At 73.9% G+C, this 13792-nt stretch carries 9 protein-coding genes and 1 pseudogene; 3 read left to right on the forward strand and 7 right to left on the reverse strand.

The genetic code is table 11. The annotated features are described in order from the left end of the window. Positions 1-56 precede the first annotated feature (56 nt). The 5 genes from VGP36_13700 to VGP36_13720 are packed head-to-tail and all read right to left on the reverse strand — an operon-like array spanning position 57 to position 4728. Positions 57-980, reverse strand: coding sequence for a type II secretion system F family protein (locus VGP36_13700; protein HEV7655770.1), 924 nt, complete (start codon positions 978-980; stop codon positions 57-59). Continuing rightward, entirely contained in the window at positions 977-1864 is an 888-nt protein-coding gene (locus VGP36_13705) for a type II secretion system F family protein (protein ID HEV7655771.1), read from the reverse strand. The genes VGP36_13700 and VGP36_13705 overlap by 4 nt, the downstream gene beginning before the upstream one ends. Beyond that, positions 1861-3165 carry an ATPase, T2SS/T4P/T4SS family gene (locus VGP36_13710; protein HEV7655772.1) on the reverse strand — a complete coding sequence of 435 codons (1305 nt, stop codon included), beginning with the start codon at positions 3163-3165 and terminating at the stop codon, positions 1861-1863. Before VGP36_13710 ends, VGP36_13705 begins: the two co-directional genes overlap by 4 nt. Positions 3166-3172: 7 nt before the next feature. Beyond that, positions 3173-3946: a hypothetical protein gene (locus tag VGP36_13715; GenBank protein HEV7655773.1), complete on the reverse strand. Its 774-nt coding sequence runs from the start codon at positions 3944-3946 to the stop codon at positions 3173-3175. Further along, on the reverse strand, positions 3946-4728 hold the full coding sequence (locus VGP36_13720; protein HEV7655774.1) for a hypothetical protein: 783 nt from the start codon (positions 4726-4728) through the stop codon (positions 3946-3948). The genes VGP36_13715 and VGP36_13720 overlap by 1 nt, the downstream gene beginning before the upstream one ends. A gap of 169 nt (positions 4729-4897) precedes the next feature. Between VGP36_13720 and VGP36_13725 the strand changes: the two genes are divergently transcribed. Then, positions 4898-9331, forward strand: coding sequence for an FtsK/SpoIIIE domain-containing protein (locus VGP36_13725; protein HEV7655775.1), 4434 nt, complete (start codon positions 4898-4900; stop codon positions 9329-9331). Positions 9332-9480: 149 nt separating this feature from the next. Here VGP36_13725 and VGP36_13730 read toward each other — a convergent pair. Next, positions 9481-9738: pseudogene (locus VGP36_13730) on the reverse strand (metalloregulator ArsR/SmtB family transcription factor). A gap of 56 nt (positions 9739-9794) precedes the next feature. Continuing rightward, positions 9795-11123, reverse strand: a complete 1329-nt coding sequence (locus VGP36_13735) for a PhoH family protein (GenBank protein HEV7655776.1) — start codon at positions 11121-11123, stop codon at positions 9795-9797. Between the two features lie 279 nt (positions 11124-11402). Here VGP36_13735 and dhaK point away from each other — a divergent pair, with 279 nt between their 5' ends. Together dhaK and dhaL are read left to right on the forward strand one after the other, a co-directional pair. Beyond that, positions 11403-12401, forward strand: coding sequence for a dihydroxyacetone kinase subunit DhaK (dhaK, locus tag VGP36_13740; protein HEV7655777.1), 999 nt, complete (start codon positions 11403-11405; stop codon positions 12399-12401). A gap of 1 nt (position 12402) precedes the next feature. Beyond that, the gene (gene dhaL / locus VGP36_13745) at positions 12403-13023 is read left to right on the forward strand and encodes a dihydroxyacetone kinase subunit DhaL (protein HEV7655778.1); all 621 of its coding nucleotides are present in this window, start codon (positions 12403-12405) and stop codon (positions 13021-13023) included. Positions 13024-13792 lie beyond the last annotated feature (769 nt).

Consider the following 13792-nt stretch of genomic DNA (forward strand, 5'->3'; position numbering starts at 1 on the left):
CGGGCGGTAACGCGGACGGACCGACGAATGGTACCTGCGTGCGGTTCCGCCCGAACCTACAAAATCCGACTTACTGCCGGGTAGGCCAGAAAAAGGAGATATCCCAGCACGATGAGCATCTGGGCGACCAGCATCGACTGGGATCTCTCACCTGCCCGGCCCTCCATCTCGGCCAGCTCCCGGCGGCGCAGCGTCGCGGCCCGGGCGGCCAGCGAGTCACGGATCTTGGCGCCGTCGTCAGCGACGAGCGTCAGCGCGGCGGCGAGGTCGCGCAGCTCGTTGAGGCCGACCTCGTCCCCGAGGCGGCCGAGGGCCGCCCACGGGGTGAGGCCCTGCAGTCGGGCGAACGCGAGGGTGTCGCGCAGCCGGGCGAACGGCCAGCCACCACCGATGGCGGCGGCGGCGGTCAGCGCCTCCGGCACGCCCCGGCCGCCGGCCAGGTTCATCGAGACCAGGTCGAGGAAGGCGCCGACCGCGTGCCGGAAGTCCTGGCGGCGGGAGGCCGCCTCCTTCCGGACCGCCGCGAGCGGCAGCAGCGCCCCCAGCAGCGCGAACAGCAGCGCCATACCGAGGGAGACGCTCAGCCCCAGCGAGATCCCGGCCGCGGCCGCGGCGGTGGCCAGGACCGGTCCGAACAGCAGGCCCCCGACACCGAAGAGCACCGTGCTGGCCAGGAACCCCTCCAGCGAGCGGCCGAGCACGGCCAGGTCCGAGCGCAGCGACTGGACCCGGAGCCCGCGGGCCTCGAAGCCCGCGGCCAGCCGGGAGCCGAGTCGGACCCGCCAGTCCGAGAGGCCCTCGTTGGTGAGGATCGCGTCGGAGACCGAGAACCGGGCCGGCTGCCGGTCGGCGTCGAGCCGGGCGATGCCGGCCGCGATGGTCGGGCGGGCCGGGCGCAGCGCCAGCACGAACGCCAGCAGGCCGAGGCCGACCACGGCGCCCGCGATCATCGCGTAGAGCACGTCCATGGACAGGATCACGACGGCAGCCCCACCCGGTCGAGCGTCCGGCGGTCGGTCCGGCCGTCCAGGAACCGCCGCGCCGTGTCGTACTTCGAGAGCCGGCGCAGCCAGAGGAAGCCGGCCGCGAAGATGCCGCAGACCACGGCCAGCGTCACCTGCCCGGCGAAGGAGTCGTACGGCTGGACGTAGTCAGGGTTGATGAAGCGCAGCCCGAAGACCACGATCAGGGTCAGGATCGTGATGATCTGCACGCTGCGCCGGGTCGAGGCCCGGCTGGCCTCGATCCGGTTGCGCATGTCCATCTCCTCGCGCGCCGCCTGCGAGAGCGCGGTGAGCACGTCGCGCAGACCCGGCCCGCGCAGCCGCGCGTTGAGCACGAGCGCGGCCAGGATCAGGTCGGCCCCGGGGTCGTTGAGGTCGTCGCCGAACTTCAGCAGCGCGTCCGGCAGCGGCTCGCGGGTGTGCAGCCGGTCGATGAGCAGCGCCAGCTGGGGCTTGAGGATCGGCGCGGCGGCGTTGTACGAGGCCGGGATCGCCTGCTCCAGCCCGACCGCGCCGGCGATCGTGTCCCGCAGCGACTCGGTCCAGGACGCGAGCCCCTCCAGCCGCAGCACCTCGGCCCGGCCGTGCGCGGCGCCGCCGAACAGCGCCGTGGCGAAGAACCCGAGCAGCCCGACCCCGATCGCGACGACGAGCCAGCCGGTCGCGAGCAGCGCCACGATCCCCAGCCCGCCGCCGAGCAGCAGCCGGCGGCCGAGGTCGCCGGCGTCGAGCCGGTCGCTGAGCGAGGGGCCGGTCGACTCCTTCGGCGTCCAGCCGACCAGCGACGCGATGAGCAGCAGCAGGCCGCCGCCGGCGACCGCCCCGCCGAACAGCGCGAGCAGCATGTCGGAGCCGATCACCCCGACCACCTCCCGTAGTCGTCCGGCCGGTAGCCGACGGCCTCCAGGTCGGCGATGCACTGGATCGGCGCCGCCGGCCGGGCCCGGCCGTCCGGGCCGGGGGCCCAGATCTCGCTGGAGGTGACCCGGCCGTCGATGCCGTTGACCTCGCGCACGCTGTTGACGAACCGGCTCAGCCCGCCGCCGCTGCTGTAGGCGTTGCGCCGCTCGATGAAGACCACGAAGTTGATCGCGCCCGCGATGAGCATGTGCGAGGCCTCGATCGGCAGGTGCTCGGCCGCCTGCAACGCGTACGTCGCGATGCGGTTGAACACCTCGGACGAGCTGTTGGCGTGGATCGTGGACAGCGAGCCGTCGTTGCCCTGGCTCATCGCGTTGAGCATGGTCACGATCTCGTCGCCGAGGACCTCACCGACGATGACCCGGCTGGGGTTCATCCGCAGCGAGCGGCGGACCAGCTCGGCCATCGAGATCTGGCCCTGGCCCTCGGAGTTGGCCAGCCGCTCCTCGAACGCGACCACGTTGGGGTGCAGGTCCTGGAACTCGTCCATGCCGAGCTCCAGCGCCCGCTCCACCGTGATCAGCCGCTCGTGCGGCGGGATCTCATTGGCCAGCGCCCGCAGCAGCGTCGTCTTCCCGGCGTTGGTGGACCCGGCGATCATGATGTTCTTGCGGGCCTGCACCGCGGCCTGCATGAACGCGGCCAGCCCCTCGTCGATGGTCCCGTTGCCGACCAGGTCGGACAGGAACACCTTGGGCAGCCGGGCCCGCCGGATCGAGACCGCCGGGCGCCTGGTGACCTCCATGACGGCCGAGAGCCGGGATCCGTCCGGCAGCCGCAGGTCCAGCTGGGGGTTGGCGGTGTCGAACGGCCGGCTGGACAGTCCCGAGTACGCCGCGAGCGTCTGGACCAGCTCGACCAGCTCCTCGTCGGTCTCCGCGACCGGGTCGAGCATGAGCTCGCGGCCGTCCGCGTATCCGACGAAGACGCGGTCGCAGCCGTTGATGTCGACGTTCTCCACCATCGGGTCGTCCAGCAGCGGCTGCAGCCGGCCGACCCCGTAGAGCGCGGCGTGCACCGCGGCGGCGAGGTCTTCCTCCTCCTCGGCGCTGGGCGGGATCCGCCCGGACTCCAGCTCGACCCGCGCGTGCGAGGCCAGGGCGCGGGCGATGAGCGACCGCGCGTACTGCCGCTCGTCCTCGGCGCTCATCGCCAGGCCGAGCACCGCGTCGTCGCGACGCTGCCCGGCGATCTGCTCGGCCACCTCGGTACGCATCCGGCGCACCAGCGCGTGATCCATCACGCCGTCACCGCCCGACCGGCGCGGCCAGGCGGCCGGCCAGCTGGCCGGCGATCTCCCGGGTGGAGCGGACCAGCAACGACTTGTCCAGCCGGCCGACCCACTCCCCGGACAGCAGCCCGGCGCCCTTCGGGTCGAGCGCGACCCGGCCGAGCACCGGGATCGGCAGCCCGGCCTGGCGCAGCACGGTGTCGATCTGCTTGGGCGAGGTGTCGTCGCGCGGGCTGGTGACGACCACGGCGAAGACCAGCGGCGGCCGGCCGGGGCGCCGCTCCAGGTCGCGCAGCACGGCCCCGGCCCGGGCCCGCAGGTGCGCGACCGCGTCGATGGTCGGCCGGGTCACCAGCACGACCGCGGCCGCCGAGGTCAGCACGTCCGCGGCCGGCGAGCCCGCGTAGAGCCGGCCGCAGTCGGCGATCACGTCCACCCCCGGAGCCCGGTCCAGCAGCTCGCCGACCGGACCCCAGAGCCCGGTCAGGCCGCTGCCCTGCTCGCCCGCCGACAGCCCGACGATCACCTCGAGCCCGCCGTCGAGTCGCTGCACGTGCTCGAAGACCTGCTCCGGCCGGGTCCCGCGGCGGACGCCGACGGCCAGGCTGATCAGCCCGGTCTCCGGCGAGAGCGGGGCTCCGCGCGGGCCCCGCAGGCGCAGCGCGACGTCGCCGCCGGACGGGTCGAGCTCGGCGAGCAGCGCCCGCCGGGGCCAGACCGCGGCCAGCGTGACCGCGGTGGTGGTGACCCCGGGCGATCCCTTGTCCGAGGCCACGACGATCAGGGGCACTAACCGGCCCCCTTGTCGTAATCGTGGCCGGGGTCGAGCCGGACCACGGTGATCGCGTTGGCCGCGTTGGCGGCGGCGACCGCGGGCAGGCCGGCGTTGGGTGAGTCGGCCCGCTCGACGTTCTTTATGTCGATGCCGACGATCACACCGTTCTGCCCGGACGAGCTGGTGCCGACGCTCGTCACGAACGCCGCCGCGACGAGCGTGCTGCCGCGCGGCATCGGCTTCTCGCCGGGCGCCAGGTTGGAGTTGTTGTTCGTGTTCGCGTTGCTCGGCGTGTAGAGCACCTTGACCACGTCGCCGGCGGCGATGCCGGCGGGGTAGCGGCCCTCGGGGACGGTGAGCGACAGCTGGCCGAGCCCGACCGCCGGGGTGACCTCCGGGCCGAACGTGCCCTGGGTCAGCAACGAGCCCTTGGTCAGCGCGACCAGCGCCTTCTTGCCGTCGACCCGGCTGTAGAAGTCGGCGACCGGCACCGGGGCGAACACCGAGGAGTTGGTCGACGCCAGCGCCTGCTGCTTGAAGTCACTCGCGGTGAGCGTCTGACCCAGCGCGACGTCGTGGCTGACCAGCAGGTATTCCTGCTTCTTCCCGCTGCTCAGAACGAGTGTCGCGGCCAGCGCCGCGCCGCCGAGGATGAGCACGAGCGCGAGCAGCGCCAGCATGGGCCGGCGCTGCCGGGAGGAGACCGGAAGCCGGTCGCCGTGCAGCGTCGGGGCACCGCCGGCCGCGCGTCTGGCGGCACGGGTGGGCAGCTCACCGTTCGTGGTTTGGGTGCTCATGAATCGTCGCTCCGGTCGGGGGGCCGGCGGGGTCGGGAGGCAGTCTAAGCACCTTTCGAGAGCATTCCAGCGCCCTAGTCACCGCCTGTGGGCAACCCGTCCGCTTGTGGACAACGAAACTCACTAAATGGACGGAGTGGCCTAAGCTGCTCCGCCGGAGGTGAGCGGGGTGGACGTACAGCTGACCGCCGTGGACGCCCGCAGCGGCCGGTCCGCGGACGTGGTCCTGATCGTGGAGAAGGACAGCACCGTCGCCGACGCGGCCCGCGCGCTGCGCGACGCCCTCGGGCTGCCGGCCTTCGTCGAGGGCTACGGCCCGACCGGTCCCGCCGGTGCCGACGTCTGGATCGCCGGCCGCCCGGTCGACCCCTCCCTCCCCATGACCGTCAGCCCGCTGCGCGAGGGCGCGGTGGTCGGCCTCGGCGGTCCGGTGGGCCTCGGCGTGCACGACCCCGACGTCGGCGGCGTGGCCGAGGTCCGGATCGTCGGCGGCCCCGACTCCGGCCGGGTGCACCGGCTGCCGCTGGGCGAGTTCGTGTTCGGCAGCGCCCACGACGCCGAGGCGTACGTGGCCGATCCCACCGTCGCGCCGCGCCAGGCCCGGCTGCTGGTCACCCCGCAGGAGGTGCGCTGGACGCCGTACGACGGGGCCGGACCGGTCACGATCGAGGGCCGGCCGCTGACCGAGCCGCGCTCGCTGCAGCCGGGCCAGGTCGTCGCGGTCGGCACGACGCGGCTGACCGTGGTCCCGGCCGAGGCGCCGGACGCCGCGCTGGTGCCGAGCGAGGACGGCGGGCTGGCGTACAACCGGCCGCCCCGGCTGCCTCCGGCGCCCTCCAGCGTGACGGTGGAGATGCCGGCCGAGCCGACCGACGGGCAGAAGCGGCCGATCCCGCTGCTGGCCTCGCTCGCCCCGGTGGTGCTGGGCGTGGCGATGTTCCTGATCACCAAGTCGCCGATGTTCCTGCTGTTCACGCTGCTGAGTCCGGTGCTGCTGCTGAGCAGCTGGCTGACCGAGCGCAAGCAGGGCAAGCGGTCCTACCGGCAGCAGCTGGCCGACTACAAGCGCGACCTGGCCGAGGCCCGCAAGAAGGTCACCGACGCGGCCCGGTGGGAGCGCCGGATGCGCCGGTACGACGCACCCGACCCCGCCGCCGTGCTGGTGACCGCGCTCGGCCCACGACGGCGGCTGTGGGAACGGCGGCGCTGGGACTCCGACCGGCTGCTGCTGCGGGTCGGCAGCGCCAAGCTGCGCTCCGCGATCGAGCTGACCGGCGGGTCGGCCAAGGACCGGCCCGAGCAGCCGATGCTCGAGGACGTCCCGGTCACCGTGCCGCTGATGGACGCGGGCGGCGTGCTCGGCGTCGCCGGGCCGGCCCGCGAGGTGCACGCGACCGCGCGCTGGCTGGTCGCCCAGGCCGCCGTGCTGCACAGCCCTCGCGACCTGTCGATCATCGTGCTCACCGACGCCGACGGCCGCGCCGACTGGGAGTGGACCCGCTGGCTGCCGCACACCCGCCCGGACAACCGGGAGGCCGTGTCGCTGACCGGCAGCTCGGCCGGGACCACCGCCCGCCGGATCAGCGAGCTGGCCGGCATGGTGCAGCAGCGCCAGGCCGCGATCGACGCCGCCCAGCGCGGGTTCGACGTGGCCCGGGTGCCGGTCGTGCTGGTCGTGCTCGACGGGGCCCGGCAGCTGCGCTCGCTGCCCGGGATGCCGGTGGTGCTGCAGGACGGGCCCGCGGTCGGCGTCTTCGCGATCTGCCTGGACGCGGAGGAGCGGCTGCTGCCCGAGGAGTGCCGGGTGGTCGCCAGCTACCAGCCCGGCGAGCCGGTCGGGATGACCGTGCGGCGCGCGTTCGGCGACCGGGTCACCGGGGTGCTCGCCGATCAGGTCAGCGTGGCCTGGTGCGAGCGGGTCGCCCGGGCGATGACCGCGGTCCGCGACGTCAGCCGGGAGGAGGACGACAGCGCGCTGCCGACGTCGCTGCGGCTGCTGGACGTGCTCGACCTGGAGCCGCCGGCCGCGGACCGGATCAGCCAGCTCTGGCGGGCCAACGGCCGGACCACCGCGGCGCCGATCGGCGAGTCCGCGACGGGCCCGTTCACCGTCGACATGAAGAAGGACGGGCCGCACGCGCTCGTCGCCGGCACCACCGGTTCCGGCAAGTCCGAGCTGCTGCAGTCGATCATCGCCTCGCTGGCGGTGGGCAACCCGCCGGACGCGATGACGTTCGTGCTCATCGACTACAAGGGCGGCGCGGCGTTCAAGGACTGCGTGGACCTGCCGCACACCGTCGGCATGGTCACCGACCTCGACGGCCACCTCACCGAGCGCGCCCTGCAGTCGCTCAACGCCGAGCTCAAGCGGCGCGAGCACGTCCTCGGCGTGGTCGGGGCCAAGGACGTCGAGGACTACTGGGACACCATCGACCGCCCCGACTTCGTCCCGCCGCCGGGCTTCGAGACGGACCCGATGCCGCGCACGATCCTGATCATCGACGAGTTCGCCTCGCTGGTGGAGGAGCTGCCGGAGTTCGTCACCGGCCTGGTCGGGATCGCGATGCGGGGCCGGTCGCTCGGGGTGCACCTGATCCTCGCGACCCAGCGACCCTCCGGCGTGGTGTCGCCGGTGATCCGGGCCAACACCAACCTGCGGATCGCGCTGCGGGTCACCGACGATGCCGAGTCCACCGACGTCATCGACAGCCGCGAGTCGGCCCGCATCTCCAAGAGCACCCCCGGCCGGGCGTACGCGCGGACCGGCTTCTCGGCGCTGACCGCCTTCCAGGCCGGCCGGGTCGGCGGTCGCCGGCCCGGTGCGGTGGCCGGTCCGCCGCCCGCGTTCGCCGGCGTGGTCGGCTGGGACCGGCTGGACGCGCCGATCGAGCGGCCGCAGGTCTCCGAGGACGACTCGAACATGGAGACCGACCTGCAGGTGCTGGTCGAGGCGATCAAGGACGCGACGGTCCGGTCCGGGGTGCCGCGCTACCGCAGCCCCTGGCTGCCGGCGCTGAGCGAGGAGCTCTCGCTCGAGGACCTGCTGAGCGCCGACGGGCGGCCGGCGCCGGCCGACCCGTCCGGGCGGGTGCCGGCGGTGCCGTTCGGGATGGAGGACCGGCCGGCCGACCAGGCCCAGTCGCCGCTGCTGCTGGACATCGAGCACGGCAGTCACCTGATCCTGGCCGGCGCGCCGCGGTCGGGCCGGTCCACGGCTCTGCGCACGATCGCCGGCAGCATCGCCAAGCTCACCAGCTGCCGCGACGTCCATCTGTACGCGTTGGACTGCGGCAACGCCGCGATGATGCCGCTGGTCGAGCTGCCGCACTGCGGCGCGGTCGTCTCCCGCGACCAGGTCGACCGGACCGACCGGCTGCTCACCGTGCTGCTGGCCGAGATCGCCCGGCGGCAGGTCCTGCTCGCCCAGCACGGGTACGGCTCGCTGGCCGAGCAGCGCGCCGCCGCCCCGCCCGAGGAGCGCCTGCCGTACCTGGTGTTCCTGCTCGACCGGTGGGAGGGCTTCATGGCCTCCTTCGACGAGCTCGACGGCGGCCGGCTGACCCAGAACGTGCTGCGGATCCTGCGCGAGGGCCCGAGCGTCGGGCTGCGCGCGATCGTGGCCGGCGACCGCTCGGCGCTGCTGGGCCGGCTGCCCACCACGATCGAGGACAAGCTCGTCATGCGGATGGGCGACCGCAACGACTACGGGCTGGCCGGGCTGCTGACCAAGAAGATGCCCGACTCGATGCCGCCGGGGCGGGCGTTCCGCAACGACTCGATGCTGGAGACCCAGCTGGCGCTGCTCGACCCGGACCCGTCCGGGCCGGCCCAGGTCCGGGCGCTGAACCGGATCGCGGCCGCGGCCAAGGAGCGGGACGCGTACGTGCCCCGGGCCCAGCGACCAGCCCGGGTGGACGTGCTGCCGGCCCGGATCTCGCTGCGCGAGGTACTGGCGCTGGAGGCGCCGCCGCGGCCGGCCACCCCGATGTGGGCGCTCGTCGGCGTCGGCGGCGACGAGCTGGCCCCGATGGGGGTCGACCTCGACGACGACGGGCCCGGGTTCGTCATCGGCGGGCCGGCCCGCTCCGGCCGGTCGACCGCGCTGCTCACCGTGGCCGGGTCGTTGCTGGAGGGCGGCAGCGAGCTGGTCATCGTGACGCCCCGGCCGTCGCCGCTGCGGCACCTGGCCGGGACGCCCGGCGTGCTCGGCGTGCTCACCGGCACCCCCACCGAGCAGGACCTGTACGGCGCGCTGGACCTGGCCCTGGGCCCGGTCGCGGTGCTCGTCGACGACGGCGAGCTGCTGGTCGACGCGCCTTGCGCGCCGGCGTTCGAGGCGGTGCTGCGGGAGGGCCGGGACGGGCAGCGGGCGCTGGTCGTCGCCGGGACCACCGGCGAGATGGTCAACGGTTACCGCGGCTACATCGTCGAGACCCGCAAGACCAAGTCCGGCGTGCTGCTCAACCCCGAGCACCCGATGGAGGGCGAGCTGCTCGGGATCAAGCCGCCGCGCAGCGCGGTCGGCCCGATGCCGAAGGGGCGCGGGCTGCTCGTCCTGCGCGGGACGTACCTGCCGGTCCAGGTCCCGATGCCGGACGCCTGAGCCATGCCCCTTGCCGATGGTCCGTCCCGCGGTCGTCGCCGACGCCGGTCCCGGTGTTCGAACGGCAGGGCTGCGTCCGGGCCGAGGTGGAGGCCGTACGGATCGGGACCAGGAGCTGACCCGGGCCCGGATGCGTAAGGCGCTCCCTAGCGGAACGGGCGCAGCCAGTCGTCGGCCTCGCGCAGCCGGGCCGGGTCGGCGGCGTAGAAGCGGGTCGTGCCGTCCGGGCGGACCCGGACGAAGCCGGCCTCCCGCAGGGCGCGCAGGTGCTGGGAGACCGCGGGCTGGGAGATGCCGAACTCGGGCCGGACGACCGCGCCGAGCGCACCGGCGGAGCGCTCGCCGCCGGCCAGCAGTTCCAGGATCCGGCGCCGTACCGGATCCCCCAACACGTCGAACGCGTGCACGGGACCGAACGTAGCCCGCCCCCGGACCGGGGTCCGGGGGCGGGCGGCACGAGCGGCTACAGCGGGAGGTCTTCCAGCATCTCGGTGACGAGGGCCGCGATCGGCGACCGCTCGGAGCGGGTCAGCGTCACGTGCGCGAACAGCGGATGCCCCTTCAACGCCTCGATGACCGCCGCGACGCCGTCATGCCGGCCGACCCGCAGGTTGTCTCGCTGCGCCACGTCGTGAGTCAGTACGACGCGGGAGCCGGCCCCCAGCCGGGACAGCACGGTCAGCAGCACCCCGCGCTCCAGCGACTGCGCCTCGTCGACGATGACGAACGAGTCGTGCAGCGACCGGCCGCGGATGTGCGTCAGCGGCAGCACCTCGATCATGCCGCTGTCCAGCACGTGGTCCAGGACCTCCTTGCTGACCAGCGCGCCGAGTGTGTCGAAGACCGCCTGGGCCCAGGGCGCCATCTTCTCGCCCTCGGAGCCGGGCAGGTAGCCGAGGTCCTGGCCGCCCACCGCGTACAGCGGGCGGAAGACGACGACCTTCTTGAACGCCCGCCGCTCCAGCACGTTCTCCAGCCCGGCGCACAGCGCCAGCGCCGACTTGCCGGTGCCGGCCCGGCCGCCGAGCGAGACGATCCCGACCTCGGGGTCGAGCAGCAGGTCGAGCGCGACCCGTTGCTCGGCCGAGCGCCCGTGCAGGCCGAACGCCTCCCGGTCGCCGCGGACCAGCTTGACCTGCTTGTCCGCGGTGACCCGGGCCAGCGCCGAGCCGCGGGCCGACAGCAGCCGGAGCCCGGTGTGGCAGGGCAACGCGGCGGCCGCGGGCAGGTCGATGCGCTCGTCGGAGTAGAGCGCGCCGATCTCGTCCTCGCCCACCTCCAGCTCGACCATGCCGGTCCAGCCGGAGTCGACGGCGAGCTGCGCCCGGTACTCGTCCGCCGGCACGCCCACCGCGGACGCCTTGACCCGCATCGGCATGTCCTTGGAGACGAGCACGACGGCGCGCCCGTCGGCGGCGAGGTTGCGGGCGACCGCGAGGATCCGGGAGTCGTTGTCGGCGCCCTCCTCGGAGGACCGGCGGAAGCCGGCCGGCAGGACGGACAGGTCGCTGTGGTTCAGCTCGACGTGCAGGGTGCCGCCGCCGTCTCCGACGGGGACCGGGGCGTCCAGCCGGCCGTGGGCCACGCGCAGATCGTCCAGCATGCGCAGGGCCTGGCGGGCGAACCAGCCGAGCTCGGGGTGGTGCCGCTTCCCTTCCAACTCGCTGATCACGACGAGGGGCAGAACGACCTCGTGCTCACCGAAACGTGCCCAGGCTCCCGGATCGGAGAGCAACACGCTGGTGTCGAGGACGTAGGTCTTGCGGGATTCGGTCGTGCGGCGGTCGGCCACAGGCCCTCCCTGTGGGACGCGCACCAACGCCCGATCTCGAAGGTCCGGCACGCCCACGCGGGGGCTGGTGCCGGCCCCCTCGCCGTCGACTGCTCGACACGTCAGGGCCTCCCGGGGAGCGTTCCGGCACGGAGCGCCACCACCTGGAACGGTACGGCGCGACGGGTTCGAGTTCCAGGGAATCGCCGACGTGACGTACGTCCGACTGTTGACCTTGACCGAGCGGACGCCACGCTGACATGGTGCGGAAACATCGCCGATCACAGGGGGATCACCCGGGTGAAGAAGCTCATCAACGACCCCGCCGACGTCGTCCTCGACGCCCTGCGGGGGATGGCCGTCGCCCATCCCGAGCTGCGGGTGGACCTCGAGAACCGCATCGTCGTGCGGGGCGACGCCCCGCTGCAGAACACCGTCGGCGTGATCTCCGGCGGCGGGTCCGGGCACGAACCGCTGCACGGCGGGTTCGTCGGTCCCGGCATGCTCACCGCCGCCGTCGCGGGCGAGGTGTTCACCTCGCCGACACCGGACCAGATCGGGGCCGCGACCACCGCCGTCTCCGGCGGCGCCGGGGTCCTGCACATCGTGAAGAACTACACCGGCGACGTGCTGAACTTCCAGCTCGCGGCCGAGCTCGCCGACGACGACGGGATCAAGGTCGAGGCCGTCGTGGTGGACGACGACGTCGCCGTCCAGGACAGCACGTACACGGCCGGCCGACGGGGCACCGGCGGCACCGTCGTGGTCGAGAAGGCCGCCGGCGCGCTGGCCGCGACCGGCGCCGACCTGGAGCAGGTCGCCGGCATCGCCCGCAAGGCCAACGAGGCCAGCCGCAGCTTCGGCATCGCGCTGAGCGCGTGCACGGTGCCCGCGGCCGGGACGCCGAGCTTCGAGCTCACCGAGAACGAGATCGAGATCGGCATCGGCATCCACGGCGAGCCGGGCCGGGAGCGGCGGCCGATCGGGCCGGCCTCCGAGCTGGCCGCGATCGCGACCCAGGCGATCCTCGACGACGGCACGCTCAGCCGCGGCGACAACGCGCTGGTGATCATGAACGGGATGGGCGCCACCCCGCAGATCGAGCTCTACATCATGCTGGCCGAGGTGGCCAAGATCCTCGACGGCCAAGGCATCACGATCGCCCGGTCGCTGGTCGGCAACTACGTGACCAGCCTGGACATGGCCGGCTGCATGCTCACGCTCACCAAGCTCGACGAGGAGCTCACCCGGCTGTGGGACGCTCCGGTCAGCACACCGGGCCTGCGCTGGGGAGTCTGAGTTGCCGGTCGACGCCGAGCTCGCACGATCGTGGGTGACCGGGTTCGCGGACTCGGTCACCGCCGCGAAGGACGAGCTGACCAAGCTCGACCAGGCGATCGGGGACGGTGACCACGGCTCGAACATGAGCCGTGGTCTCACCCAGGCCGTCGCCAAGCTGGCCGGGGACACCCCCGGCGACGTGCTCAAGGGCGTCGGCCGGACGCTGATCTCGACCGTCGGCGGCGCGTCGGGCCCGCTGTACGGGACGGCGTTCCGGGAGGCGGGCAAGGCGCTCGGGGACGCGGCGAGCGCGGACGACACGGCGTTCGCGGCGGCGCTGCGGGCGGGAATGGACGGGATCATCCGGCTCGGCAAGGCCGAGACCGGCGACAAGACCATGATCGACGCCTGGACGCCGGCGCTGGCGGCGCTGGACGCGGCGCTGGCCGGCGGCTCCTCGCTCGCCGACGCGACGGCCGCGGCGGCGGCGGCGGCGGCCGACGGCGCCGAGGCGACGATCCCACTGCAGGCCCGCAAGGGCCGGGCGTCCTACCTCGGGCCGCGCTCGGTCGGCCACCAGGACCCCGGCGCCACCTCGACGACGATGCTCTTCGCCACCCTGGCCAAAGCCGCCGGCTAGTCTCCGGCGGCCATCATCGGCCGCCGGGGGCTCCGTTCGCTCCTCGGGATTCTCGCGTCCGTCCACCCACTCGCCGCGTGAACGGCGCCGCCCACGGCCGGACGGCCCGCCGGGCCAGGGCATCGCGAGCGCCGAGCCGAGCCGGGAAACGGCGCCGCCCACGGCCGGACGGCCCGCCTGGTGCAGGGACCCCGGGCATCGCGAGCGCCGAGCCGAGCCGGGAACGGCGCCGACCACGCGGGCGGTATCCGTCCTGAGCGCTACCACTGGGAGTGGTAGTTGCCACTCCCAGTGGTACGGCTCCGACCGGACACCCATCCCGCGCCGGGCGGACAGGCCCCGCCGGGCAAGCGACGGACCCCGGACAACACGGGCGCCGGGCCGACCCCTCCCCGGCGCCGCCCGCGACCAGACGGACAGCACCGCCGGCAGGCGGCGGACCCCGCGGACAGTCCGGGCGTTGGAGCAACACCGTGAACGGCGGTCCCACGCCCGGACGGACAGCCCCGCCGGCAGGCGGCGGACCCGCGGACAGTGCGGGCACTGGAGCAACACCGTGAACGGCGGTCCCACACCCGGCGGACCGTGTCCGCCCGGGGCACTACCACTGGCAGTGGTAGTTACCACGGCCAGTGGTACGACTCCGACCGGACACCATCCCGCCGCGGAGTCCGGCGGGGTCAGAACTTGGGGATCTCGCGCGCCTCGTGGGCGGCGGCGACGACCTCGTCGAGGGTGGCGCCGGTCCCCGCGGTGACGGCCGCGGACA

Source organism: Mycobacteriales bacterium, assembly GCA_035995165.1.
Taxonomy (GTDB): domain Bacteria; phylum Actinomycetota; class Actinomycetes; order Mycobacteriales; family CADCTP01; genus CADCTP01.

Coding starts and splice junctions, on each gene's coding strand:
- VGP36_13710 (HEV7655772.1), bottom strand. CDS start 3,165: ATGGATCACGCGCTGGTGCGCCGGATGCGTACCGAGGTGGCCGAGCAG.
- VGP36_13720 (HEV7655774.1), bottom strand. CDS start 4,728: ATGAGCACCCAAACCACGAACGGTGAGCTGCCCACCCGTGCCGCCAGA.